The organism is Labrenzia sp. CP4, assembly GCF_001579905.1.
In the GTDB taxonomy this organism is placed as follows: Bacteria; Pseudomonadota; Alphaproteobacteria; order Rhizobiales; family Stappiaceae; genus Roseibium; species Roseibium algicola.
Window position 1 is genome coordinate 649756 of the sequence record NZ_CP011927.1, and the last position, 24963, is coordinate 674718.

A 24963-nucleotide genomic window follows, 5' to 3' on the forward strand; every position below is an offset into this window, starting at 1 on the left:
TTCCACTCTTGACTCATTTGGAACGTTCCAGTAATTGTTCCGATCAAGAAATTGGAACGTTCCAAAATTAAGAGTTATTCGGGAGGAATGGATGCGTTGGGCCCTTATCGGTGCAAGCCGAATTGCGTCGAGTTACATGATCGATGCCATCCGCTCGCAGAATGCCGACATCCAGTCCGTCCTGAGTTCGGATGCGGCCCGCGGCGAGGCGTATGCCCGTGAGCATGGTATTGCCGACAGCTTCACGGATCTGGATGCGCTCCTTGCGGATGACAGTGTCGACGCGGTCTATATTTCCACCACCAACGAAAAGCACCATGCGCAGGCGCTGGCCGCGATCGCTGCCGGCAAGCATGTGTTGTGCGAAAAACCGCTGGCCATGACCCTGGATGAGGCCGGTGAAATGGTTCGCACCGCCGCTGGCAAGGGTGTGGTCTTTGCGACCAATCATCATTTGCGCAATGCCGGGTCTCATCTGGCCATCCGCGAGCTGATCGCTTCCGGCCGCATCGGCAAGGTGTTGAGCGCGCGCGTCTTCCACGCGGTCAACCTGCCGGACGCGTTGCGCGGCTGGCGCATCAACGATGCGGCCGCCGGTGGCGGCGTCATTCCCGATATCACCGTGCATGACGCGGACACCATCCGCTTCCACCTGGGTGAAGACCCGCAGGAAGTCGTTGCCAAGGCAGCAGCCTCAGGCCTCGGAGAAGGGGTCGAGGACAGCGTGATGTCCGTCTGGTCGATGCCGTCGGGTGCCATGGTGCAGTCGCATGAAAGCTTCACGCATAAATTTGCGGGAACCGGCATCGAGTTTCATGGCACGGATGGGTCGATCTTCGCCCGCAACGTCATGACCCAGGAACCTGTCGGAGCGGTTCGTCTGGTCGATGCGGATGGCGAACACGAGATCTCCTACGACAAGCATAACCTCTACCACCGCGCGCTCGGCCTCTTTGCCGATGCGGTCAACGGCAAGGGGCGTCCTTCTGCCGATGGTGTCGACGGGGTCAAGTCGCTGGCGGTCGCCCTTGCCGTGCGCGAGGCCGCGCAGTCCGGCAAGGCTGTTGCCGTCAATTATGGAGGCTTCTGAACATGACCTCCAAGATCGTTTCCATGGCGGATGCTGCCGCCCGCATTCAGGACGGCGCGGTCATCACCGTTTCCTCTTCCTCCGGTCTCGGGTGCCCGGACAAGATTCTTGAGGCCATTGGCACAAGGTTCGACAGCGAAGGGCACCCGAGAAACCTCACGACGCTCCATCCCATTGCCGCCGGCGACATGTACGGCATCAAGGGGATCGACCACCTTGCCAAGGATGGTCTGCTGTCGACCATCATTGCAGGGTCCTACCCCTCCGGTCCGTCCAACCTGCCGATGCCGGCGATCTGGCAGATGCTGGTGGAGAACCGGGTAGCTGCCTACAACGTGCCTTCCGGCATCCTGTTCGACATGCACAGGGATGTTGCGGCCCGCCGCCCGGGCGTCATGACCAAGGTCGGGCTGGACACCTTCGTCGACCCGATCCGTCAGGGCTGTGCCATGAACGATGTTGCGGCAGACCGGCCCATCGTGTCCCGGCTGGAGCTTGGCGGCGAAACCTGGCTGCATTTTCCGAACATCGTGCCGGACGTCGCGATCATTCGGGCAACGACTGCGGATGAACGCGGCAACCTCACCTACGAACACGAAGGCGCCTATCTCGGCGGCCTGGAGCAAGCGATTGCCGTGCGCAATCACGGCGGCCTGGTGATCGCGCAGGTGAAGCGCGTGACAGCCTCGGGCTCGCTGCGTCCGCACGATGTGCGTGTGCCCGGTCATCTGGTCGATCTCATCGTTGTCGATCCGGACCAGCGCCAGACCACGGAAACCGGTTACGACCCGGCGATCTCGGGCGAGATCATGCGGCCATGGTCCAGCTTCTCGCTTGCCGAGCACGGCATCGAGAAGGTTGTCGCCCGCCGGGCAGCAATGGAACTCAAGTCCGGCCAGACGGCAAACCTCGGCTTCGGCATTTCGGCGATGGTGCCACGCGTGCTGCTGGAAGCCGGTCAGGAACAGGCCGTCACCTGGGCGATCGAGCAAGGTGCGACCGGCGGCATGCCGCTGACGGGTTTTGCCTTCGGCTGCGCTTCCAACGCCGATGCTTACATGCCGTCGCCGCAGCAGTTTACCTACTTCCAGGGCGGCGGTTTCGATGTCTCCTTCCTGTCCTTCCTAGAGATCGATCTGGATGGCAACGTCAATGTCTCCAAGCTCGGCAAGAAGCCCTATCTGACCGCAGGTTGCGGCGGGTTTGTCGACATCACTGCGAATGCGCGCAAGATCGTGTTCTCGGGTCTTTTCGAGGCGGGTGCCGATCTGGAGTTGACGGAGGACGCGCTGAAGGTGCGGACGCCGGGCAAGTTCACCAAGATGGTGGACGAGGTCGAGCATGTCACTTTCTCCGGTCGCAGGGCGAAGGAACTCGGCCAGGACGTCATCTATGTGACCGAGCGCTGCGTTATCCACCTGACCGATGCAGGTCTGGTGGCGACTGAGATCATGCCGGGCATCGATCCGGCACGTGACATCGTCGATGCTTCGAAGGGCCGGGTGCGGCTCGCAAACGATCTGGTCGAGATGCCGAAAGCGCTTCTGTCCAGGGGTGCGATGGAGCTGAGCCTGTGAGCGCGCTGCATCTCATCCGTCATGGGGCAATCGCCGAGCTGAAGCTGGACAATCCGGCCAAGCTGAATGCGTTCACGCTCGACATGCTGAAGGCACTTGAACCCTTTTGCGATGAGCTGGAGCGCGATGCGTCGATCCTTGCGGTGGTGATTACGGCGGAGGAGAGCAAGGCCTTTTGTGCCGGCGCGGACATTCTCGAATGGTCCGAGCTGTCGCCTTACGACTTTGCCCGCCACTGGGTGCGCGAAGGCCACCGGGTTTTTGACCGGTTGGCGCGGCTTTCCAAGCCGACGGTGGCTGCGCTTGGCGCGCACGCCTTTGGTGGCGGACTGGAGTTTGCAGCGACCGCCGATATCCGCGTGATGGCGCCAAGGGCGACGCTGGCGCTGCCGGAAGCATCCGTCGGCATCGTACCGGGCTGGTCCGGCACGCAACGGTTGATCCGTTTGCTGGGTGAGCCGATGGTGAAGGAAATGGCCCTGTTCGGCCGGCGCATTTCCGCAGAACGTGCCTATGCGGCGGGCTTTGCAGCCGAGATATCCGACGATCCGGCTTCAGCTGCGTTCGAGATGGCCGAGAAGCTGGCCGACAAATCGTCCCGGGCCGTGGAAGTGGCCAAATACATGATCCATGCCGCCGTGGGTGAAGATCGCAGTGCCATGATCGAGGCGCTCGGCTCCGGCATGATCAGTCCGACAGAAGATCGCAACGAGGGCGTTACCGCCTTCCGTGAAAAGCGCAAACCGAATTTCCTGGAAGTTAAGTCATGAGTGACCTGAACGTCGTTTCCATCAGTGAAGCAAAACTCCCGGCCGAACCCTTCGTCGCCCGTCACCTGATCGATGGCGACTGGCGTCAGAGCGCTGACGGCTCCACCTTCGATCGTGTGTCTCCGTCCCATGGCAGCGTTGTCACGAAGGCAGCGAAGGGCGGTGCCCGTGATGTTGATGCGGCGGTATCCGCCGCACGCCTGGCCTTCGACAAGGGCCGCTGGTCGCGCACCAGCGGCAAGGAGCGGGCAACGCTTCTCTTGAAGATCGCCGATCTGATCGACCGGGAACGGGAGCGGATCGCTTATTGGGAAACGCTGGAATCCGGCAAGCCGATCAGCCAGGCCATGGCGGAAATCGAAGGCGCGTCCGATATCTGGCGCTTTGCCGCTTCACTGGCGCGCACCATGCACGGCGAAAGCTACAACTCCCTTGGCAGCGACATGCTCGGCCTGGTTCTCAAGGAGCCGGTCGGTGTCGTCTCGATCATCACGCCGTGGAACTTTCCGTTCCTGATCGTGTCGCAGAAACTGCCCTTCGCGCTGGCCGCCGGCTGCACCGCGGTTATCAAACCTTCCGAAATGACCCCGGCAACGACGGTCATTCTGGGTGAACTGTGCATCGAAGCCGGTATTCCGGCCGGGGTCGTCAACATCGTCCTTGGCTATGGCGATCCGGTTGGAACGGCGATGACCGCCGACAAGCGTGTCGACATGGTCACCTTCACCGGCTCGACCGGCGTCGGCAAGGCCATCGTCAAGGCGGCGGCCGGAACCTTGAAGAAGGTCTCGCTGGAACTTGGTGGCAAGAACCCGCAGGTCATCTTCCCCGATGCCGACCTCGAAAGCGCCGTCGATGCGGTTGTCTTCGGCGTCTATTTCAATGCCGGCGAATGCTGCAACTCCGGATCCCGGATCATTGTGCACGAAGACATCGCCGAGGCGTTCCTGAAGGCGACAGTGGACCTGTCGCGGAAGGTGCCCTTCGGCGATCCTCTGGACCCATCGACCAAGGTCGGCGCGATCATCACGCCCGACCACCAGAGCAAGATCGACAAATATGTGCGCGATGCCGCGGACGCCGGAGCGACTGTCCACCTGGGTGGGGAAGCCCTGACGGTTCCCGGCCTTGCCGGACAGTTCTATCAGCCGACGATCGTTGCGGATGTAAAAAACGACATGCCGATCGCCCGCGAAGAAGTGTTCGGGCCGGTGCTTTCGGTGCTGACTTTCAAGACGCTGGATGAGGCGATCGAACTCGTCAACGATGCCGACTACGGTCTGTCCGCCGGTGTGTGGAGCGAGAACGTTCACACCTGTCTGGAATTCGCCCGCCGGGCGCATGCAGGCACGGTGTGGACCAACACCTGGATGGATGGTTTTGCGGAATTGCCCTTCGGCGGCGTGAAGGAAAGCGGCCAGGGCAGGGAACTTGGCAAATACGGACTGGACGAGTTCCTGGAAGCCAAGACCGTGACCATGCGCATCGGCAAGACCCGGGCACCCTGGGTGGCGTGATGAGCAGGCTAGTCCGAAATCGAGAAGGCGCCTTCGGGCTTCAGGAGGATCTGCATATCCTCCATGGGGGCGCCGTCGATCCTCGCGAGAAGAACCTTGGCCATGGCTCTGCCGGTGGCGCGCAGGTCCTCGTCGATGGTCTCGATTCTCGGGCGGAAATGATTGGAAATGGGCGAGGCGCGCTTGGCGACGACGTCGATTTCCATACCGGGTGTCAGACCGATGTCGTTGAGATAGGCCAGGGTGACCAGGGCCATGACCTCACCGACGCAGACATAACCGTCGGGCGCGTTGGGGCCGGCATGGAGCGAGCGCAGGGTCGCTGCGATCTCGTCGGGCTCGCTGTCGAGGTCAACGCCATCGGGAACCGTCAATTGAACGCCATGGGAAATGGCTGCCTGGCGGGCGCCGAACCGCAGGTGCTGACCGAAGGTGTAGCGTTCGTTCGGCATGACCATGCAAATGTGTTTGCGCCCCTTTGCAACCAGTCGCTCCACGGCCATGCGAGCGAAAACCTCGTTGTCGAAGTCGACGTAAGGGTGGGGCGTGGTGAAGTCCGTCCGGCCATGGGTGGCAAAGGGGAAGTCGTGTTCCAGCAGGTAGCGGACCCGCTCGTCAAAGCATTCGGTGCGGGTAAAGACAATGGCGTCTGCCAGCGAGTGCCTGCGGATGTTGCGGATTGCCTCAAGCCGGTCGTCGGCAAGGCCGTCTGCGGTGATGGTGATCGCGTAGCCGGTTCCGGCAAGACCTTCGGACATGCCGCCGAGAAACTCGGATGTGAAGCTGAGAAACTCGTGCCGTGTATTCAGGAGAAGGCTGATGACCTTGGTGCGGCCGGTGCGCAGGCGCTGCGCCGCGCGGTTTGGAACGTAGCCGAGACGGCGGGCGACTTCGGAAACACGTTCGCGCGTCGTTTCCGCGATCCTGGGGTCTCCGGCAAGGGCGCGGGAAACCGTGGTCACCGCGAAGCCTGCTTCCTGCGCCACCGTGCGCAAGGTGGGACGCGGCAGCTTTTCGGCGGCGCGACCGCTGTTGGTTTCAAAGGTTTTTCGCGTCATGCCCGTTCACTTCAGCCGAAGCCTTCTAGCTCAAAAAGCAAGCCAAGTCTAATCAGGGCTTTTGTAACGTTACAACACAATAATGTGCTGCACTGCAGCACCGAAACATCCGCCTTAATAGTATGTAAGACAAACGAAACTCTTTGTTTTTCGGGAGTGATGAAAATCGTTGACACCACTCCGGTTTGCAACGTTACAATAAACGTTGCGTGACACTCGATTGCCGGGCTCCGGCACTCGAAACGCCTTTAGGCACCTTATGGGAGGAATATCGATGTCTTTGAAATCTCTGAAGCTGGGCCTCGCCGCCCTTGCAATGAGCACAAGCCTGGCGTCCGCCGCCGATGTTGAAGTTCTGCACTGGTGGACTTCCGGCGGTGAAGCTGCTGCTCTGAACGTTCTGAAGCAGGACCTGGAAAGCCAGGGCATCGGCTGGCAGGACATGCCGGTTGCAGGTGGCGGCGGTACCCAGGCCATGACCGTGCTGCGCGCACGCGTTACTTCCGGCAACCCGCCCACCGCCGTACAGATGCTCGGCTTCGACATCACCGACTGGGCCAAGGAAGGCGCACTTGCCGACCTGAACATCCTGGCCGGCATGGAAGGCTGGGACGACGTGGTTCCGGAAGCCCTGCAGAAATTCTCCAAGTATGACGGCAAGTGGGTCTCCGCTCCGGTGAACGTCCACTCCACCAACTGGGTCTGGGCGAACAAGGCCATCCTCGACGAGCTTGGCATCGAGCCGCCGCAGAACTGGGACGAGTTCGTTGCCGCTCTGGAGAAGGTCAAGGCATCCGGCAAGACCGCGATCGCGCACGGCGGTCAGGCCTGGCAGGACGCGACGATCTTCGACGCAGTCGTGATGGCGACCGGTGGACCCGAGTTCTACCAGAAAGCCTTCATCGACCTGGACGAGGACGCGCTCGGCTCCGACACCATGAAGGAATCGTTCGACCGCATGGCCGTGATCCGCTCCTATGTGGATGACAACTTCTCCGGCCGTGACTGGAACCTTGCAACCGCCATGGTCATCAACGGCGATGCGGCCTTCCAGATGATGGGCGACTGGGCGAAGGGTGAATTCCTGAATGCCGGCAAGAAGCCGGATGAAGACTTCCTCTGCTTCCGCTTCCCGGGCACCCAGGACCAGGTGACCTTCAACGCCGACCAGTTCGCGATGTTCGCGCAGGGTCCGGAAGTCGGCAAGGAGCAGGCTGCACTTGCAACCGCTATCCTGTCACCGAGCTTCCAGTCCGCGTTCAACGTCGTCAAAGGCTCCGTTCCGGCTCGGACCGACGTGCCGAACGATGACTTTGACGCCTGCGGCAAGAAGGGCATGGTGGATCTGAAAAAGGCTGCCGACAGCGGCAACCTCTACGGCTCCATGGCGCATGGTCACGCCAACCCGGCTGCCGTCAAGAACGCCATGTATGACGTGATCACGGCGCATTTCAACGGGGAATACGACAGCGAAACCGCTGTTGCAGAACTCGTTACCGCCGTTCAGATCAACAAGTAACGACCGCGCGGAGAGCGGTGATCCGTCACCGCTCTCCCACCGGTTCGGCGGACCGTCTCGCGGTTGCAACCAACCGCCTGGAGCCGGCCGGAACCAAAGTCTCAGAGCTGCCGCGCGCGTTCGCTGGAACGCCGGCAAAAGTGCTCTAGGTCGGGGAACTCAAGATGTCTCTCTCTGAAACGGCGAACCCGCGCGGTTCCGTTGTTGACAGACTGCGTGATGCTTTGCCCAAACTCGTGCTCAGCCCGACGATCGCCATCGTGGCAATCTTCGTTTACGGCTTCATCGCCTTCACGCTTTACCTGTCTTTCACGGACAGCCGTATTCTGCCCACCTTCGGCTGGGTCGGCTGGCAGAATTATGAAAACCTCTTCAAGATCCGTGCGTGGGATACGGCCGTTTGGAACCTTGTGGTTTTCGGCGTTCTCTACATCACCATCTGCTGCGTCCTGGGTCTGCTGCTGGCGATCCTTCTCGATCAGAAGATCCGCGCAGAAGGCTTCATCCGCACGATCTACCTCTATCCGATGGCGCTCAGCTTCATCGTGACCGGAATTGCCTGGAAATGGTTCCTCGACCCGGGCATCGGTATCGAGGCCGTCGTGCGCGGCTGGGGCTGGGAAACCTTCACCTTCAACTGGATCAAGGACCGGGATTTCGCGATCTACACCATCGTGATCGCGGCGGTCTGGCAGACCTCGGGCTTCGTCATGGCGATGTTCCTTGCGGGCCTGCGCGGTATCGACAGCGAGATGATGAAAGCTGCCCAGATCGACGGTGCTTCCACGTTCGCCCTTTATCGCCGGATCGTGATTCCGCAGCTTCGTCCTGCCTTCATGTCGGCCTTCGTGGTGCTCGCCCATATGGCGATCAAGTCCTACGACCTGGTGATCGCCCTGACAGGTGGCGGACCGGGCACCGCAACCGAAGTGCCGGCAACCTTCATGTATTCCTACACATTCACCCGAAACCAGATGGGCATCGGTGCCTCTTCCGCCGTGATCATGCTGATGACGATCGCCGCGATCATCGTGCCCTACCTCTGGTCAGAACTCAGGGAGAAAAAGTGATGTCGACGATGTCCAAGTCTTCCTCCCTGCGTCCGGCCCGGGTGATCCTGTATCTGCTGCTCGCGCTGTTCTGCATCTACTACCTGCTGCCGCTGTACGTGATGGTGGTCAACTCGCTGAAGCCGCTGACCGAAATCACTTCGGGCGGGATGATGGCGTTGCCGCAGGAGTGGACTATTGCTCCCTGGCAAAGCGCCTGGTCGAGTGCCCAGGTGGGCGTTGAGGCAACGGGTCTGCGGCCTTATTTCCTCAACTCCATCATCATGGTCGTCCCGGCGGTTGCCCTGTCTACTCTGGTCGGCGCGCTGAACGGTTACGTTCTCACCAAGTGGACGTTCCGCGGTGCGACCATCCTGTTTGGCCTGCTGCTGTTCGGCTGCTTCATTCCGTTCCAGATGGTGCTGATCCCGATGGCCCGGATGCTGGGTCTGATGGGCATCGCCGGCACGGTCCCGGGTCTGATCTTCGTACACTTCGTCTACGGGATCGGCTTCTCGACACTCTATTTCCGCAACTACTACGCGGCCTTTCCGACCGAGCTGGTCCGGGCGGCGCAGATCGACGGTGCCGGTTTCTTCCGGATCTTCTGGCGCATCCTGCTGCCATCGTCGGGTCCGATCGCGGTGGTCTGCATCATCTGGCAGTTCACCAACATCTGGAACGACTTCCTGTTCGGCGCGTCCTTCTCCGATTTCGACAGCCAGCCGATGACCGTTGCCCTCAACAACCTGGTGCAATCCTCCACCGGGGTGAAGGAATACAACGTGCATTTCGCCGGCGCGATCATGGCCGCGCTGCCAACCCTTCTCGTCTACATCGTCGCGGGCCGCTACTTCGTGCGTGGTCTGATGGCAGGCTCAGTAAAAGGATAAGACAATGGGCTTTCTCGACATCAAGCAGGCGACCAAGTCTTATGGATCCTTGCGGGTCCTGCATGAAACCGACATCTCCATCGAGGAGGGCGAGTTCCTCGTACTCGTCGGCCCGTCCGGCTGCGGCAAGTCCACCCTGCTCAACATGATTGCTGGCCTGGAGGACATCACCTCCGGCGAGATCGCGATCAAGGGCAAGAGCATGAACGGCGTCAAGCCGGCGGACCGCAACATCGCGATGGTGTTCCAGTCCTACGCGCTTTACCCGAACATGACCGTTGCGGGGAACATCTCCTTCGGCATGGAAATGCACGGCATTGCGAAGCCGGAACGCGAAAAGCGGATCGGCCAGGTGGCCGATCTCCTTCAGATCAGCCATCTGCTCGACCGCAAGCCGGGCCAGCTTTCCGGTGGTCAGCGCCAGCGTGTTGCCATGGGGCGTGCACTGGTGCGCGAGCCGGACGTGTTCCTGTTCGACGAGCCGCTGTCCAACCTGGATGCAAAGCTGCGCGTCGACATGCGCACGGAAATCAAGAAGCTGCACCAGAAGCTCGGCACGACAATCGTCTATGTGACACATGACCAGATCGAGGCACTGACGCTGTCGACCCGGATCGCTGTCATGTTCGGCGGCTATGTCCAGCAGCTGGGCACGCCGAAAGAGATCTACGACAATCCGGCCAACATGTTCGTGGCGGGCTTCATGGGATCGCCTTCCATGAACCTGTTCCCGGCCAAGGTGGTCTCGGCGGACGGCAGGCCGGCAGCGGAAGTCTCGCTGGCAGACGGCAAGACGGCGGCCATTCCGTTTGCCTCCGACGCGCTCTCTTCCAGCATCGGCAAGGACATCATCCTCGGCATTCGGCCGGAAGCCATTACCGACAAGGATGGTGCCGACCGCAATTCCAAGGCGGTTCACATCGTCGATGCTCCGGTGGAAGTCACCGAGCCGGCAGGTTCCGACACGTTCGTCGTCAGCCAGATCGGCGGCAAGGACGTGACCGGCCGCTTCCGTGCCGACGTTGCCGTGAAGGCGGGAGAAGTGTTCCCGTTTGCCTTCAACATGGAAAAGGCGGTCGCTTTCGACCCGAAGACCGAAAAGCGGATCGCCTGACCCATGAATACGGCGCCCGACATTGTGATCATCGGCAGCGGCATGGGAGGAGCTTCCCTTGCCGCGGGCCTTGCTCCTACCGGGGCCAAGATCACGATTCTGGAACGGGGATACCGGATCCCGGACGATGCTCCGGCCCGGGACCCCTGGCGCATCTATACCAACAGCGCCTTCCGGGCACCGGAAACCTGGCTCGACGGACAGGGTAATCCGTTCGAGCCCGGCAATTACTACAATGTCGGTGGCAACTCGAAGCTCTACGGTGCGGTGCTGATCCGTTACCGGGAAGAGGACTTCAGCGCGCTGGAGCATTATGACGGTGTTTCGCCTGCCTGGCCGATTGCCTATGACGAGCTGTCGCCCTGGTATGACGCCGCCGAACAGCTTTTCCAGGTTCGGGGCGATACCGCCTCCGATCCGACTGAGCCGCCGCATGGCAGGCCTTATCCGTTTCCGCCCATCCCGGACGAGGAAGCCATCCGGATTGCCCGGCGGCGCCTTGAGCAGGCGGGCGTTCGCCCGTTCAGCCTGCCCCTGGGGGTTGATATCGACCGCTGGCTGGATGCCGGGCACACCGGCTGGGACGGTTACCCCGACCTCAGATGCGGCAAGATGGATGCGGAAACCTGTGCGCTGGAAGCCGCAATGGCTCATGACAACGTCACTCTTGTCACCGGTGCCGAAGTCACCGCGCTGCGGACAGGCTACAAGTCCGGCCGAATAGATGAAGTCCACTACAGCAAGGACGGTGAAGAGATCTGCCTGACGCCGGGGGTCGTTGCCCTGTGTGCGGGGGCGGTCCAGTCCGCGGCGCTCTTGTTGCGGTCCGGCGTTGCCAACCTCTCGGACTATGTCGGTCGTTGTTTCATGAACCACAATGCGACGGCGATGATCGCCATTGATCCGCGGTTCCGGAATACTTCCGTTTATCAGAAGACCTTCGGCCTGAACGATTGGTATCTCGATGACGGCGAAGACGGCAAGCCATTGGGCAACGTCCAGCTGCTGGGGCGGGTAACGCCGGATATCCTGAAGATCCAGGTGCCGCAGCTGCCGAAATTCGCTGCCCGCTGGATTTCAGGGCATGCCCTTGATCTCTATCTGATTTCCGAGGATCTGCCCGATCCTGAAAGCCGGGTTGTCCTGAGGGACGGCAAGATCCAGCTCATCTGGCGGCGGTCCAACATGACCGCGCACAGAAAGCTGGTCGAAAAGACCCGCAAGACCTTGCGCGAAGCCGGTTTCCCGGTGGTGCTGTCACGGCTGTTCGACGGCAGGGTGCCGTCGCATCAGTGTGGCACGGTGCGCATGGGCGATGATCCGGCTAACTCCGTGCTCAATCCGGACTGCCGGTCCTGGGATCATCCCAACCTATTTGTGGCCGATGCGGGAGCGCTGCCAACCTCGGCTGCCGTCAATCCGGCCCTTACGGTCGCGGCATTGGCACTGCGCGCCGCCGAAACGATCAAGAAGGACCTGGCGGCATGAACAGGATCGCACTTGTCACCGGCGGCCAGCGCGGCATCGGTCTCGGCATTTCGAGGGCTCTCGCGGAGGCCGGTTACACTGTTGCCATCGCCGCTCAGGAAGAAGCGGACGCACCGGAGGTAGTCGAAGCCCTGAACAGCCTGGGTGGCAAGGGCCGCTATTTCCGGCATGACCTTCTGGACATCGACCATTGCAAGACGTTGCTCGACCGGGTGGAGGCGGATCTCGGGCCGGTGACGGCTTTTGTTTCCAACGCGGGCGTTCCGGCCAGGATCCGGGGCGACATGCTGGATCTGGCGCCCGACAGTTTCGACTTCGTCATGGGTGTCAACCTGCGCGGGGCCTTCTTCCTGGCGCAGGAAGTGGCGAGGCGCATGCTGGATCAGCCGTCAGACAGCTATCGCTCGATGAGCTTCATCACCTCCGTAAGTGCGGAGATGGTGTCGATCGAAAGGGCGGAATACTGCCTGTCGAAAGCAGGCGCCGCCATGATGGCGGAGCTTTTCGCCGTCCGGCTTGCGCCGCATGGCATTGGTGTCTTCGAGCTAAGGCCAGGCATCATCGAAACCGGCATGACCGCCGGAGTGAAAGACAAATACACGGCCCGGATCGAAGGCGGTCTGGTGCCTGCTGCCAGGTGGGGGCAGCCCGCCGATATCGGCTCAATCATCGTGCCGATTGCCGATGGCCAAATGGCCTTTGCAACCGGTTCGACCTTCGCGGTGGACGGCGGACTGTCGATCCCCCGGCTTTAGAGCGAGTTGTTCTGAGAGACTTCAGATGAATACAGGCTACGACTTCATCATCATCGGTGGTGGCAGCGCCGGCTCGGTTGTTGCCGCGCGTTTAACCGAGAACCCGGACGTTTCCGTGCTGCTGCTGGAAGCAGGCGGACGCGACTGGCATCCGTTCTATCACCTGCCTGCCGGCTTTGCGAAAATGACCAAGGGCATCGGCTCCTGGGGCTGGCACACGGTGCCGCAAAAGCACATGCAGAACCGGGTGTTCCGCTATACCCAGGCCAAGGTGATTGGTGGAGGTTCGGCCATCAATGCGCAGATCTATACCCGCGGCAACGCGCTCGATTATGACGAGTGGCGTCAAATGGGCTGCGAGGGCTGGGGGTATGAAGACGTTCTGCCCTACTACCGCAAGGCCGAGGACAACGACACCTACGACAACCGCTACCATGGCAAGGGCGGCCCGCTCGGCGTTTCCAGGCCCTGTGCCCCGCTGCCGATCTGCGAAGCCTATTTCGAAGCCGCTGCTGCGCTTGGCATTCCGAAAAACGAGGATGTGACCGGCGAGAAGCAGGACGGTGTTGCCTACTACCAGCTGACCCAGCGCAATGCCCGCCGGTCTTCCTCCGCCATGGCGTATCTGGCGCCCAACAAGGGCAGGCCCAATCTCCATATCAAGACCGGTGCCCAGGTGCGCCGTATCGTGGTGGAAGGCGGCAAGGCGACCGGTGTCGAGCTCATTGACGGCACCCGGCTGACGGCGGGCTCTGAAGTCATTTTGTCGTCCGGCTCCATCGGCTCTCCCCGTCTGCTGCAGCTTTCCGGCATCGGTCCCGCGGACGAGCTCAGAAAGCTCGGTATCGATATCGCCTATGACCAGCCTGAGGTCGGTTCCAACCTGCAGGACCATCTGGACCTCTACTGCATTTGCGAAGTCAGTGGCCCGCATACCTACGACCGCTATGCCAAGCCGCTTCTGTCGGTTCTGGCCGGCCTTCAATATCTGCTCACCCGGCGCGGGCCGGTGTCCTCCAGCCTGTTCGAGACGGGCGGGTTCTGGTACGCGAACCCCGATGCGCGTTCGCCGGACCTGCAGTTCCATCTGGGTCTGGGGACGGGGATCGAATCCGGCGTTGCTGCCATGCCGGACGGCGGCGTGACGCTCAACTCCTGTTATCTTCGCCCGCGCTCAAGGGGCAGTGTGCGCCTGAAGAGCTCCAATCCTGCGGATGCGCCGTTGATCGACCCGAATTACTTGCAGGACAGCCAGGACCGGGAAATGTCGATCCGGGGTCTGAAGCTGACGCAGGAAATTCTGGCGCAGGCACCGCTGAAGCCCTTCATCAAGGCCGAGCATTTGCCGGGGCCAGGAGTGAAGACCGACGAAGACTACTTCCGCTTCATCTGCGAACACTCCAAGACCTCTCACCACCCGGCCGGCACCTGCCGCATGGGCTCCGACGACAAGGCCGTGGTCGATCCGCGCCTGAGGTTCAACGGTGTGGACGGTCTGCGTGTGGTCGATGCTTCCATCATGCCGACGGTCGTTTCCTCCAACACCAATGCCGCGGCCATCATGATCGGCGAGAAAGCCTCCGACATGATCCGCCAAGATCACGGGGCGCTGTCATGATCCGCCATATCGTTCTCATCAAGTTTCAGCCGGACGTCGCCGAAGAGCTGATCGAAAGCCTGTTTCAGGAACTCAGAAGCATCCGCGATCAGGTGTCCGGCATCGGCGAGATCGTTTCGGGCCGCAGCGAAAGCCCGGAACAGATCGAACGGGGCTACATGCACGGTTTCACCGTCGATTTCGAAAGCTGGGAGGCACTGGAAGCCTACCAGACCCATCCGGACCACAAGGCGCTCGGCGCCAAGCTGGTCGCCAATGCCATCGGCGGGATCGACGGCATTCTCGTCCTCGATATTCCCGTCTCGGCCTGACCGGCCGCCAAGTTTCCGGAGCGTATCATGCTGACCCTGCCCACTTACGAAAACCGTCTGGAACCCTACAGCCTCATCGGAGAAGCCCTGACCCCGCGCGCACCACGGGTACCGCTGACCCGCACCGCTTTTGCGGCAGCGCATGTGGTGTCCGATCCGCTGCGCGAGCGCGATCCATGGGTCGGTTCTCCGGCTGTCGATTGGGAAAATACGCTGAAATTCCGGCACTGGCTGTGGGATCAGGGGCTTGGACTGGCCGAGGCGATGGACACCGCGCAGCGCGGCATGGGCGTTGACTGGGCAACGGCGAAGGAACTGATTGAACGCACCATGAAAGAGGCGAAGACGCATCCGCTGAAGCCGCGTGTTGCCTGCGGGGCAGGCACCGATCAGGTGCCGCTGGAAAATCTCAAGACGAAGGACGACATCGTTGCGGCCTATACGGTCCAGCTGGAGGCCATCGAGGCGGCAGGCGGGCAGGCGATCCTGATGGCATCGCGGGCTCTTCCCGCCATCGGGGCCGGGCCGGACGATTACGCCGATGTCTATGGCCGGCTGATCCGTCAGGCACGGGAGCCGATCATCCTGCACTGGCTGGGCGACATGTTCGATCCGGAACTGACCGGCTATTGGGGGTCTAAGGATGTCGCGGCGGCGTCCGACGCTGTCCTCGCCATCATCGAAAGCCATGCAGCGAAGGTCGACGGCATCAAGATCTCCTTGCTCGACCAGGCACACGAAGAAGCCTTCCGTGCGCGCTTGCCTGAAGGCGTGCGGCTTTATACAGGCGATGACTTCAACTATGCGGATCTGATCGCCGGCGACGGCAAGCACTATTCGCATGCGCTGCTGGGGGCCTTTGCGGCTATTGCCCCCGTGGCGAGCCAGGCGCTTGAGGCATTGGCGGAAGGCGATATGGGCACCTATCACAAGCTCTTCGCGCCAACCGTTCCGCTGAGCCGGGAAATCTTCAAGGCGCCGACCCGCTTCTACAAGGCCGGAATCGCGTTTCTTGCCTGGCTGAACGATGCCCAGAGCCACTTCATCATGCCGGCCGGGTTTCAGTCTTCGCGTGAGATTGCCCATTATGCAGAGGTCTTCCGGCTTGCGGATCAGGCGCGTTTGTTGTCAAAGCCGGAGATCGCCGAGGAGCGCATGGGGCTGCTCCTGAAACTGCACGGGATCGGATAGACCTTTCATGAAGAAGCGGCCGACAATTCTGGATGTTGCAAGGCAGGCGGGCGTTTCGAAATCGACCGTCTCGCTGGTGCTCCAGAATTCGTCGCTGGTGAAACAGTCGACCCGGGAAGAGGTGGCCAGGGCCATTGATGAGCTTGGTTATGTCTACAACCGGTCGGCTGCCGGCTTGCGGGGCGCTGCATCCGGCCTCATCGGCCTGATCATCAACGACCTGCGCAACCCCTTCTTCACCGAATTTGCCGCCAGTGCGCAGATGACCTTTGCCAGCAAGGGATACTCGACCGTCATCGCCAATACGGACGAGGACCCGGAGATCCAGGCCCAGGTGATCGACAGCATGATCGAGCATGGCGTGTCGGCCTTTGTCATCTCGCCGACCTATGGCGGCGACGAAAGCCCCTTCGAACGGATCGAGCGGGCCGGAATTCCCACCATGCAGGTGCTGCGCCAGCTGGACGAGCGCACGGACCTGTTTCCCTTCGCTTCGCATGACTACGCCTTTGGAGGCGAAGCTGCGACACGGCACCTGATCGATACGGGATGTCAGAAGATCGCCTTTGCCGGCGGTCTGGCGGATCGTCCGATTACCTTGGAGCGCATGTCCGGCTATCGAAGCGTGATGCAGGCGAACGGCCTTGCGCCGACCATTTTTCACGGACGGCCATCGAGGCAGTTCGGCCGTGAAATCGCGTTGAAGATCCTGCAGGAACACGAAGGCCTGGAAGCGGCGATCTGTTTCAGCGACCTGGTTGCGCTTGGCATGTTGAGCGGCTTTGCCGAGCTTGGCATCAAGGTTGGTCAGGATTTCAGGATCATCGGCTTCGACGATATCGAGGAATGCTCGCTGGCCTTTCCCAGGCTCAGCTCGGTGCGCTGCGATACCGCGCTGTTCGGCCGCAATGCTGCCGAAGCGATGCTGGCCTGGATTGTCGATGGCGTCAGGCCACCCGACACGAAACATTATCCGGTCGAGCTGATCAAACGGCAATCGACCCTGGGGCTCGATGCATGACAGATTGTTCGCGTGAGGCCCTGTTGCGGCGTCTGTTCGAGACGGCCGTTGCAGCGGCCGACCCGATGAAGTGCGTTCCCGCATTCCTGCCGGAACGGATAAAGGGCCGGACGGCCGTGATCGGTGCCGGCAAGGCGTCGGCACGCATGGCCGAAGCGGTTGAAGCAGCCTGGGGGGCTTCAGAAGGACTGGTCATCACCCGCGACGGCTACTCCCGGCCTTGCCGGGGAATCGAAATCGTCGAGGCATCGCATCCGGTGCCGGACGGGCGTGGGCTTCAGGCAACACAACGCCTTCTCGGTCTGTTGTCTTCGCTTGAAGAAGCGGATCATGTGATCGCGCTGATTTCAGGCGGGGCGTCGGCGCTGCTGGAGGCACCGGCCGGAGATATTTCGTTGGCTGACCTGCAGGCCTTGAATGAAGCCCTGCTGGCATCAGGCGCGCCAATCACCGACATGAACACGGTCCGCAAGCATGTCAGCCTGGTCAAGGGTGGCCAGCTTGCAGCGGCAGCTTATCCTGCCCGGATGACGGCGTTGATCATTTCCGATGTTGCCGGTGACGATCCGGCCTTCATTGCCTCGGGCCCGACGGTCGGCGATGGGACGACGCCAGCGGACGCGCGTGCGGTTATCGAACGCTTCAGCATGTCTGTGCCGGCATCTGTTCTCGCTGTGCTGGACGGCGCCACCGGAGTGCTGCCGCCGGAAGATGAAAGAGTGTCGAGGGTGGAAAACCGCATCATCGCGGCACCGTCCCTTTCGCTGGAAGCAGCGGCAAGCCTGGCAGCCGACGAAGGTGTGGAAGTCGAGATCCTGGGGGACGCCATTGAAGGCGAGGCGCGCGAAGTGGCTGCACAGCAGGCAAGACTCGCGATCGAACGCCAGCAGGCGATGAAACCGGGTGGGCGGCCCGTCCTGCTTCTGTCCGGCGGTGAATGCACGGTGACGCGGCGCGGCAAGGGCTGTGGTGGGCCGAATGCGGAATTTGCCCTTGCTCTCGCGATCGCACTCAAGGGAGCTAACGGTCTTTACGGGATTGCCTGTGACACAGACGGTGTCGACGGGGCGGCGGATGTGGCAGGGGCGGTTGTTGGCCCAGACACTCTTGAGCGTGCAGAGGCGCTTGGCCTCGAACCGGTCGCCATGCTCGGCGACAATGACAGCCACAGTTTCTTCGCGGCTCTTGGCGATCAGGTGGTGCCGGGGCCAACCCTCACCAACGTCAACGACTTCCGTGCAATTCTCATCGAAAGCCCAATGACATGAATGAACTGGAGACGCTTCTCCAACGGGCGCAAGCCCTGATTTTCGATTGTGATGGTACGCTGGTGCAAACACCAACGCTTTATGCCGGTGCCTGGCAGGACGCGTTCAGGGCCGCCGGTCATCATATGGAGCCGGACTGGTACCACGCCCGGGCGGGAATGTCGGAACATGTGCTGCTTGATGACTACGAAGCCGAGCACGGCGTTACGGTGGATCGCCCACTGGCCGTTCGGGAGATGCGCACGGCAGTATTGGCCCGGATCGGTGAAGTCGGCGAGATCGAGGTAATAAGCGCCATTGCACGGAGGTTTCACGGCAAGTTGCCGATGGCGGTCGCCTCTGGTGGACCGCAGGAAGTGGTGCTGGCGTCGTTGAAGGAGACGGGACTGCTGCCGTTGTTCGATACGGTTGTCACGATTGATGACGTTGCCCATGCCAAACCGGCGCCGGATCTCTTCCTGGAAGCCGCTTCCCGGCTCGGTGTCGCAGCCGCACAATGCCTCGTGTTCGAGGACAGTCATCAGGGGCTTGAGGCAGCGCACAACGCAAGAATGCCGGTTGTTGATGTGAACCGGCTGATCGGATAACGCCGCGAAGCTGATTTCCACTCGTGCTGATCAGTTCAGGTCAATTGGCGGACGTATCGTGTCCTCCTGATCTGCGCCAAGATGCCTGAGCTTTTCCGGGTTGCGGGTCACATAGATGGTGATGATCCTGCCGTCCCGGATCTGCAATGCGGTTGTCTGGACAATGCCGCCATCTTCCTCGGTTACAAAACCGGGCAGTCCGTCAATGTCAGCAAACCGGATCAGGCGTGACGGAGACTTTCTGAAATAGCGGGCGAGTGCCGCAAAGAGGATCATCGACCGTTCATGCCCGAATGTCGGAGCTGACGTTGCAGGCACCTTGCCGCCGCCGTCGGCGTAGACGACGATGTCTTCGGCCAGCAGGGATTGGAGTTTCTCCATGTCGCCGCTGCGCGATGCTTCGTAAAAGGCGGTCGCCAGCTTCCGGCCCTGTTCCGGCGTGGCGGAAAAGCGTGGTCTTGCTTCTTGCAGCCTAGCCCTGGCGCGACTGGCGAGCTTGCGGCAGGCAGCCGGTTCCCGGTTGATGGCGGTCGAAATATCCTCGAAACCCATGCTGAAAACGTCATGCAGCAGAAAGGCGGCCCTTTCGAGCGGTGACAGCCGCTCCAGAGCCACCATCACGGGCAACGTGATGTCGTCGGCGACTTCGGCATCTGATGTTGTCAGCAGGGGTTCTGGAAGCCAGGGTCCAACGTAGGACATGCGGCGACGGCGTGCGGATTTCAGTTCATTGAGGCAGAGCCGTGTGACGATGGTCTTCAGGAAGGCGGCAGGCTCGCGCACCTTTTCCCTGTCGGTGGCAAGCCAGCGCAACCATGCTTCCTGAACCACGTCTTCCGCGTCGGAGACTGATCCCAGCATGCGGTAGGCGATGCGGGTCAGTCGCCTGCGCAAAGCGGTGTCGTCTTCAGGGGCCGGCGTATCCGTCATGATCACGACAGCCTATCACGTCAACGCCGGTTCAGGCCGCGCTTGCACCCGTCCGGCTGCAAACTGCAAGGCCGTTTTCGCCACACGCCTGCCCAGATGGCGGGCGGTTGCCAGATCCGCGGCCGGGGGAGCTGTCTGCGGCCCTTCGTCGGTGTTCGACTGTGCCGCGGCCCCGAGCCAGAAGCCGAGCCGGTTGAGATCGTCTTCCGATCCTTGCGAGGAACAATTGGCTGGTGGCAGGTCCAGGCTGACCCAGTGCATGCCGTGCTGGGCTGCAAACAGGGCCAACTGGATGAGCACTGCCAGCTTGTCGCCGGAACGCGAACCGGAATTGGTGAAGCCAGCCGCAATCTTGTCCCGCCAGAGATAGCCCTTCGACATGATTTCCTGCGAGCTGGCTTCCTGAAAGGTCTTGAAGGCGGCGGAGGCTGCGCCGACGTAGGTTGGCGTGCCGAAGATGATTGCGCTGGCCGCATTGAGTTCGTTCCAGCGCGTGCTGGCTTCATCGGCCGTCAGAAGCAGTGCGCGTGCACCGTCGACATCCTCTATGCCCTGCCCGACAGCTGCTGCCTGACGTTCTGTGTGACCGTACCCGCTGTGAAAAACGACGGCGACGTCAATCAATTGCCGGTCATTCGCAAGCTTGGTCTGAAGCCCTGCTGCTGCATTCCCATTGTCCATCATCATTTTCGTCTCCTGCGCACACGTGGTGTTCGCAGGTAATGACAAGACAGCGGCGCTGGATGTGACATGCCGGACGGGGTTTTTGAGGAAATGAGTTGTTCTGCCGCCCGAAAACGAGAAAACCCCGCCGGAGCGGGGTTTTCGGACATTCAAACGCGATGAAGCTTACTTGATCGGAGCCAGAACCATAACCATCTGGCGGCCTTCAAGCTTCGGCGCGGATTCAACCTTGGCGATTTCGTTGGTTTCCTCACGGACCTTGTTGAGCAAGTTCATGCCCAGGTCCTGGTGGGCCATTTCGCGGCCCCGGAAACGGAGTGTGACCTTCACCTTGTCGCCTTCGCCAAAGAACCGCAACATGCTCTTCATCTTCACCTCGTAGTCGTGGGTGTCGATGTTCGGACGCATCTTGATCTCCTTGATCTCGACGGTCTTTTGTTTCTTGCGGGCTTCTGCTGCTTTCTTCTGAGCCTGGTACTTGTACCGGCCATAGTCCAGGATCTTGCAGACAGGCGGATTTGCGTTCGGCTGGATTTCAACAAGATCCAACCCGGCATCCATGGCGATGCCCATCGCCTCTTCTGTCGGGATGACGCCACGGTTGGCGCCTTCATGATCAATCAACTGGACTTCGCGAACGCGAATTTCGTGGTTTGTGCGCGGGCCTTCCTTCGTAGGAGGCGGGGCGCGGAACGGACGGCGAATGGTCGCAAACTCCTCTTTCGTTTCAACGTGGCGCTAGGGCTTTGATATGCTCCATGCACAAAAATCCTCGGAACGCTGGTACCAAGGTGCTGAGATGGATATGGCCTAACGCCATCCCCCAACGTCTTGCGAAACCGGCAAAAAGTCAAGCGAAAACACCGTTTTCGACATGCCGGGTCACATTTTCAGGGGCTAAGGCTCCGGCTGGCCTGATCATGGCCAGTCGGGCAACTGCCGGTTCTGGAAGGTTGCAATCCGACCGGCAGATGGTCAAGTAAGCAGTCAGCTCGCGCATATCAAGGAAGGACAGCGGTTTGGACGGCGGGAAATTCATGTTGCAGCTTCTCAGGATCGCGTTCGGTTTCATCTTCGCGGTGCTGGCGTGCGGCCTGTTCCTTGCCTGGGGCTTTTTCCGGGCCGGGCATCCCGAAGCCGATCCGATTGCCTTTGCAACCATGGTCGGCAGCGGTCTCGTGGGTGCAAGTGTGGTCGGTGCCACGGCCCTGACCCCGGCTGCTGTTGCAATCGTTCTGGCCGAAGCTGCACGGCTGCGCAGCTTCCTGTTTCACGTCGGTGCCGCCGGGGTGATCGCCTTTGCGGTCTGGACACTTGGAGCCGAAGCCGTGGACAGTACCTTCCGGCCGGGAAGTGCGGTTGCGCTGGCGGCCGGATTTATCGGCGGTGGAATTTACTGGCTGATTGCCGGGAGAAGGTCAGGCTGCTGGCACGGAACCAAAGCGGCCGGTCAAGTGACGCACAAGCCGGCAAAAGACGATCAACCCGGACGCGACCACCTCTAGAAAGGCGGTCAGATTTCGCCGTCCTTCAAGGCATCCTTTGCAGCCTGGTAGTGATCCGGTCGCATGTGGCTGCGGATCATCGCGAGGGCGGCCAGAAGCACGGTCGCGTCATCGCCGAAGCCGATGCCGATCAGAAAGTCTGGAATTACATCCAAAGGCAGCACGAAATACGCCAGCGATGCGAGCACGGTGGCCCGCACCTTGCTGGGTGTCGAGGGATCGAGCGCGCAGAAATAGCCGGCGACGACATCTTCCATGAACGGCACCTGACGCGCGGCCTTGCGGACCGTCGTCATCAATTTCTGACGGATCGTCCTCTTCTGCTCTTCCTCCGGACCGAGGATCTCGGGGTCAAAGCCAAGGTCTTCAAAGGTGGTGTTCATGGGTCCGCCTGTGGTTGTGTTCGCCCTTAGAGATAGGTTTTCATGCCAGCAGCTTCAACGTTTCGCCCTTCCTGGCCGGGCTGGAAGGGCCGCGCAAGGTCGCCGGTCAAAGGGTTGCGGCGCTGTTTTCCTCAGCCTCGGTCAGGTCGCTATGGCCGAGGCGCTCCAATGCCCTGTCGATGTCCCGAAGGCCCGACGAATCCGGGGTTTCATTACCCATCGGGCTTTCCGTCGCCGCCCGTTGCAGGGCGCGTGCGTCCTCTCGCATCCTCAGAAGCTCGTCTACGCGATCAGCCTTGCTGCGCGTGTTGTCTTTCAGAATACGGGCGATCTCGTCCCTGGTCCTGTCAGTCATGTCGGATCCTCCTGTAAGTGGCAGCCGGGAAATCCTCTGCTGGATCTCCGGCTGCCCGATACCGGGCAAACGTTCGAGGCTGACAGAAGTTCCTCCGCACGACGGATCTCTGCGTTGGTCTTGGCGGCAGTTTTCCATCTTTTTCTGGAACATTTCCGCTGTTCTCCCGTTCTGCCTAATGCAACACGAAGGGAGTTGATCATGTGGCAAATCATGCTGGTTGCGGTCGCTTTGACTGGTCTGACCGCTTGCAACAATACGCAAAAGGGCGCGGTGATCGGTGGTGCCTCAGGCGCGGCGATCGGTGCTGCAACGACCGGTAAGGCAGGCGGGGCGCTTGTTGGCGGCGCTGTCGGCGCGGCTGCCGGTGCGCTTGTCGGAAGGGCAACGGAACCGGGCAAGTGTATCTACCGCGATTCCTATGGCCGCGAATATGTGGCGGCTTGCCGTTAATCGGTCTGCCCGGCGATCTGCCGGGTCACCTTCTGTGAGCGGGAGTTGAGCCTCTCGCCTGAAAAACAAAAGGGACGACCTTTTCAAGGTTCGTCCCTTTTGTTTGGTCCTTCGAAAAGCTCTACCCTTCCGGACTGGTGAACTCAAAGCAGGATGTAGCCGACAACCGCCAGTGCGATTACCGCGCCTGCGGTGCCGATCGCCAGGACGTAACGCATCTCGTGAAGTTCGAGGCCCTGCTTGGCTTCCTTTTCTCCCAGAACGACTTCCTTGTCCTGTTCGTTGGTCTGCCTTTGATAAGTCATCTCTACCTCGCTGGATTGTGCGTCGTTGCAAGCGCTGAGGGTGGTTTGACCTCGTCACTCTTCAGAACAACGTTCGAGCGGCAGTAGTGTTCCTGAAAACGTCCACGCTGGCCTGGGCGTCCGGTCAATAGCTGAGCAGGAATATCAGGGCGATCAGCGAAAAAATGATGCCGCTGAATCCGAAGCCAAGAGCAAGGTGCTTCCAGCTGGAGGCTTCCTTGTCTCTGATCCTTTCACGCAGGATGGCAAGGTGCCGGTCCGCATCGTCGTTAAAGCCGTGATAGATCATCTTCACTACCTCGCGATGTTGCCACTTGGCAGCCAGGCTCGACTGCTCTTCAGCGGTTAACGCGCAAGATCCTTATTCGTTCCCCTCCGGGGGTTCCAAGGGAGAACGTTCAGGTGGGAACTTCCTGATGGGGTGGCCGTTTTCCCTTTGAAGTCCGGACAACTTCCGCAAATGCCAAGAGGGGACAAGGTCACTATGGGTTTCGACAGCCTGCCGCTGTGGGTCTTGCTTGCGCTTTTTGCAGGTGCCGGTGGAGTTATACTGGTTTGCGGCATTCATCTGACCGGTCAGGCTGACCGTATCGCCGACCGGACAGGGCTGGGCGAGGCCCTGGTTGGCGGTGTCCTGCTGGGGGCGGCCACGTCGCTCTCGGGCACCGTGGTGTCCGTAACTGCTGCGCTGGACGGCCGTGCGTCGCTGGCCTTTTCAAATGGCGTTGGCGGTATCGCCGCGCAGACTGCCTTTCTGGCCATCGCTGACATCGTTTACCGGCGCGGCAACCTGGAGCATGTGGCCGCTGACGTTTCCAGCCTTTTTCAATGCGCCCTGCTGATGCTTTTGCTGGCCATTCCCCTGGTCGCCTACACCACCCCGGAAATCACGTTACTGGGCGTTCATCCAGCCTCCTACGCCCTGGTTATCGTTTATGGCAGCGGTTTGCTGGCTCAGCGGCACGTACGGGAGCAGCCCATGTGGCGTGTCGTGAATACGTCCGAAACCCACGAGGACAGCCCGGATGAGGAACAGCACGACCTGCGCGGTAACTTGCGGCTTATCGCAGGGTTTTCAGCGCTGATGCTTATCCTCGCCTCGATGGGCTGGGTGCTGGCGGAAGTGGCTGGCGCGCTGACGGACCGTTTCGATCTCAACGCCTCGCTTGTCGGCGCGCTGATGACAGCCGTTGTCACCTCGCTGCCCGAACTGGTGACGACGCTGGCAGCCGTGCATCGTGGTGCCCTGCAGCTCGCCATCGGCGGCATTGTTGGCGGCAACACCTTCGATACTCTGTTCCTGACGCTTTCCGATGTCGCCTATCGCGACGGCTCGCTGTATCAAGCCGTCTCCCCTCAGGACTATTTCTGGCTGGCGATCGGGCTGGTGATGACGGCGGTTCTGCTTCTGGGGTTGCTGGTACGGCAGAAGTCAGGCCCCGGCGGGATCGGTTTTGAAAGTGTCAGTCTGCTTGGCATCTATGGCGGTGCCATCGCGCTTCAGGCGCTCGGTTGATCCTGC

General features: G+C 61.0%; 27 protein-coding genes. 19 read left to right on the forward strand and 8 right to left on the reverse strand.

What is annotated here, in order from left to right; all coding sequences use genetic code 11:
* The first annotated feature begins 91 nt into the window (after positions 1–91).
* The 4 genes from ACP90_RS03175 to ACP90_RS03190 are packed head-to-tail and all read left to right on the forward strand — an operon-like array spanning position 92 to position 4954.
* Positions 92–1090: a Gfo/Idh/MocA family oxidoreductase gene (locus ACP90_RS03175; RefSeq protein ID WP_031270236.1), complete on the forward strand. Its 999-nt coding sequence runs from the start codon at positions 92–94 to the stop codon at positions 1088–1090.
* A 2-nt stretch (positions 1091–1092) separates the two neighbouring features.
* Positions 1093–2667, forward strand: coding sequence for a CoA-transferase (locus ACP90_RS03180; protein ID WP_023002932.1), 1575 nt, complete (start codon positions 1093–1095; stop codon positions 2665–2667).
* On the forward strand, positions 2664–3437 hold the full coding sequence (locus ACP90_RS03185) for an enoyl-CoA hydratase/isomerase family protein (protein ID WP_062486743.1): 774 nt from the start codon (positions 2664–2666) through the stop codon (positions 3435–3437). Before ACP90_RS03180 ends, ACP90_RS03185 begins: the two co-directional genes overlap by 4 nt.
* Positions 3434–4954, forward strand: coding sequence for an aldehyde dehydrogenase family protein (locus tag ACP90_RS03190; protein ID WP_082809656.1), 1521 nt, complete (start codon positions 3434–3436; stop codon positions 4952–4954). Before ACP90_RS03185 ends, ACP90_RS03190 begins: the two co-directional genes overlap by 4 nt.
* An 8-nt stretch (positions 4955–4962) precedes the next feature.
* On the opposite strand, the gene ACP90_RS03195 is transcribed toward ACP90_RS03190, so the two are convergent.
* Positions 4963–6012: a substrate-binding domain-containing protein gene (locus ACP90_RS03195; protein ID WP_062486745.1), complete on the reverse strand. Its 1050-nt coding sequence runs from the start codon at positions 6010–6012 to the stop codon at positions 4963–4965.
* 316 nt (positions 6013–6328) lie between these two features.
* On the opposite strand from ACP90_RS03195, the gene ACP90_RS03200 reads away from it, so the two are divergent.
* The 12 genes from ACP90_RS03200 to ACP90_RS03255 all read left to right on the forward strand — a co-directional run bounded on the left by ACP90_RS03200 (position 6329) and on the right by ACP90_RS03255 (position 18826).
* Positions 6329–7531 carry an ABC transporter substrate-binding protein gene (locus ACP90_RS03200; RefSeq protein ID WP_286145760.1) on the forward strand — a complete coding sequence of 401 codons (1203 nt, stop codon included), beginning with the start codon at positions 6329–6331 and terminating at the stop codon, positions 7529–7531.
* A 164-nt stretch (positions 7532–7695) separates the two neighbouring features.
* The gene (locus ACP90_RS03205; RefSeq protein ID WP_023002937.1) at positions 7696–8601 is read left to right on the forward strand and encodes a sugar ABC transporter permease; all 906 of its coding nucleotides are present in this window, start codon (positions 7696–7698) and stop codon (positions 8599–8601) included.
* The gene (locus tag ACP90_RS03210) at positions 8601–9473 is read left to right on the forward strand and encodes a carbohydrate ABC transporter permease (RefSeq protein ID WP_023002938.1); all 873 of its coding nucleotides are present in this window, start codon (positions 8601–8603) and stop codon (positions 9471–9473) included. The genes ACP90_RS03205 and ACP90_RS03210 overlap by 1 nt, the downstream gene beginning before the upstream one ends.
* Before the next feature lie 4 nt (positions 9474–9477).
* Entirely contained in the window at positions 9478–10587 is a 1110-nt protein-coding gene (ugpC, locus tag ACP90_RS03215) for a sn-glycerol-3-phosphate ABC transporter ATP-binding protein UgpC (RefSeq protein WP_055659653.1), read from the forward strand.
* Positions 10588–10590: 3 nt separating this feature from the next.
* Positions 10591–12075 (forward strand): GMC family oxidoreductase, encoded by a 1485-nt coding sequence (locus ACP90_RS03220; RefSeq protein ID WP_062486748.1) that lies wholly within the window; start codon positions 10591–10593, stop codon positions 12073–12075.
* Positions 12072–12830, forward strand: a complete 759-nt coding sequence (locus ACP90_RS03225) for a 3-ketoacyl-ACP reductase (protein WP_062486750.1) — start codon at positions 12072–12074, stop codon at positions 12828–12830. Before ACP90_RS03220 ends, ACP90_RS03225 begins: the two co-directional genes overlap by 4 nt.
* A 25-nt stretch (positions 12831–12855) precedes the next feature.
* Complete coding sequence (locus tag ACP90_RS03230) at positions 12856–14448, forward strand: GMC family oxidoreductase N-terminal domain-containing protein (protein WP_062486752.1); 1593 nt, start codon at positions 12856–12858, stop codon at positions 14446–14448.
* Positions 14445–14759, forward strand: coding sequence for a Dabb family protein (locus tag ACP90_RS03235; RefSeq protein ID WP_023002943.1), 315 nt, complete (start codon positions 14445–14447; stop codon positions 14757–14759). Before ACP90_RS03230 ends, ACP90_RS03235 begins: the two co-directional genes overlap by 4 nt.
* A 27-nt stretch (positions 14760–14786) precedes the next feature.
* Entirely contained in the window at positions 14787–15950 is a 1164-nt protein-coding gene (locus tag ACP90_RS03240; RefSeq protein ID WP_062486754.1) for a dihydrodipicolinate synthase family protein, read from the forward strand.
* 7 nt (positions 15951–15957) lie between these two features.
* A complete protein-coding gene (locus ACP90_RS03245) occupies positions 15958–16971 on the forward strand; it encodes a LacI family DNA-binding transcriptional regulator (RefSeq protein WP_023002945.1) in 1014 nt (337 codons plus the stop codon).
* On the forward strand, positions 16968–18239 hold the full coding sequence (locus ACP90_RS03250) for a glycerate kinase (RefSeq protein ID WP_062486756.1): 1272 nt from the start codon (positions 16968–16970) through the stop codon (positions 18237–18239). The genes ACP90_RS03245 and ACP90_RS03250 overlap by 4 nt, the downstream gene beginning before the upstream one ends.
* A complete protein-coding gene (locus ACP90_RS03255; protein WP_062486758.1) occupies positions 18236–18826 on the forward strand; it encodes an HAD family phosphatase in 591 nt (196 codons plus the stop codon). Before ACP90_RS03250 ends, ACP90_RS03255 begins: the two co-directional genes overlap by 4 nt.
* 30 nt (positions 18827–18856) lie before the next feature.
* On the opposite strand, the gene ACP90_RS03260 is transcribed toward ACP90_RS03255, so the two are convergent.
* From ACP90_RS03260 to infC, 3 genes are all read right to left on the reverse strand, one after another.
* Positions 18857–19756, reverse strand: coding sequence for a sigma-70 family RNA polymerase sigma factor (locus tag ACP90_RS03260; RefSeq protein ID WP_062486760.1), 900 nt, complete (start codon positions 19754–19756; stop codon positions 18857–18859).
* A gap of 15 nt (positions 19757–19771) precedes the next feature.
* Positions 19772–20437 (reverse strand): flavodoxin family protein, encoded by a 666-nt coding sequence (locus ACP90_RS03265; RefSeq protein ID WP_082809887.1) that lies wholly within the window; start codon positions 20435–20437, stop codon positions 19772–19774.
* A gap of 168 nt (positions 20438–20605) precedes the next feature.
* Positions 20606–21145 carry a translation initiation factor IF-3 gene (gene infC / locus ACP90_RS03270; protein ID WP_075283347.1) on the reverse strand — a complete coding sequence of 180 codons (540 nt, stop codon included), beginning with the start codon at positions 21143–21145 and terminating at the stop codon, positions 20606–20608.
* A 332-nt stretch (positions 21146–21477) separates the two neighbouring features.
* On the opposite strand from infC, the gene ACP90_RS03280 reads away from it, so the two are divergent.
* Positions 21478–21945, forward strand: coding sequence for a hypothetical protein (locus ACP90_RS03280; protein ID WP_062486762.1), 468 nt, complete (start codon positions 21478–21480; stop codon positions 21943–21945).
* 8 nt (positions 21946–21953) lie between these two features.
* Here the strand turns inward: ACP90_RS03280 and ACP90_RS03285 are convergent, their stop codons facing one another.
* Entirely contained in the window at positions 21954–22328 is a 375-nt protein-coding gene (locus tag ACP90_RS03285; RefSeq protein ID WP_062486764.1) for a YkvA family protein, read from the reverse strand.
* Between the two features lie 106 nt (positions 22329–22434).
* Entirely contained in the window at positions 22435–22683 is a 249-nt protein-coding gene (locus tag ACP90_RS28155) for a hypothetical protein (protein ID WP_075283357.1), read from the reverse strand.
* Positions 22684–22884: 201 nt separating this feature from the next.
* Here ACP90_RS28155 and ACP90_RS03295 point away from each other — a divergent pair, with 201 nt between their 5' ends.
* On the forward strand, positions 22885–23136 hold the full coding sequence (locus ACP90_RS03295; protein ID WP_062486766.1) for a YMGG-like glycine zipper-containing protein: 252 nt from the start codon (positions 22885–22887) through the stop codon (positions 23134–23136).
* A gap of 143 nt (positions 23137–23279) precedes the next feature.
* Here the strand turns inward: ACP90_RS03295 and ACP90_RS28380 are convergent, their stop codons facing one another.
* Both ACP90_RS28380 and ACP90_RS28385 read right to left on the reverse strand, forming a co-directional pair.
* Complete coding sequence (locus tag ACP90_RS28380) at positions 23280–23441, reverse strand: hypothetical protein (protein ID WP_158514155.1); 162 nt, start codon at positions 23439–23441, stop codon at positions 23280–23282.
* 124 nt (positions 23442–23565) lie between these two features.
* A complete protein-coding gene (locus tag ACP90_RS28385) occupies positions 23566–23730 on the reverse strand; it encodes a hypothetical protein (protein WP_023002957.1) in 165 nt (54 codons plus the stop codon).
* A gap of 195 nt (positions 23731–23925) precedes the next feature.
* Here ACP90_RS28385 and ACP90_RS03300 point away from each other — a divergent pair, with 195 nt between their 5' ends.
* Positions 23926–24957: a cation transporter gene (locus ACP90_RS03300; protein WP_062486768.1), complete on the forward strand. Its 1032-nt coding sequence runs from the start codon at positions 23926–23928 to the stop codon at positions 24955–24957.
* The last annotated feature ends 6 nt before the right edge of the window (positions 24958–24963 follow it).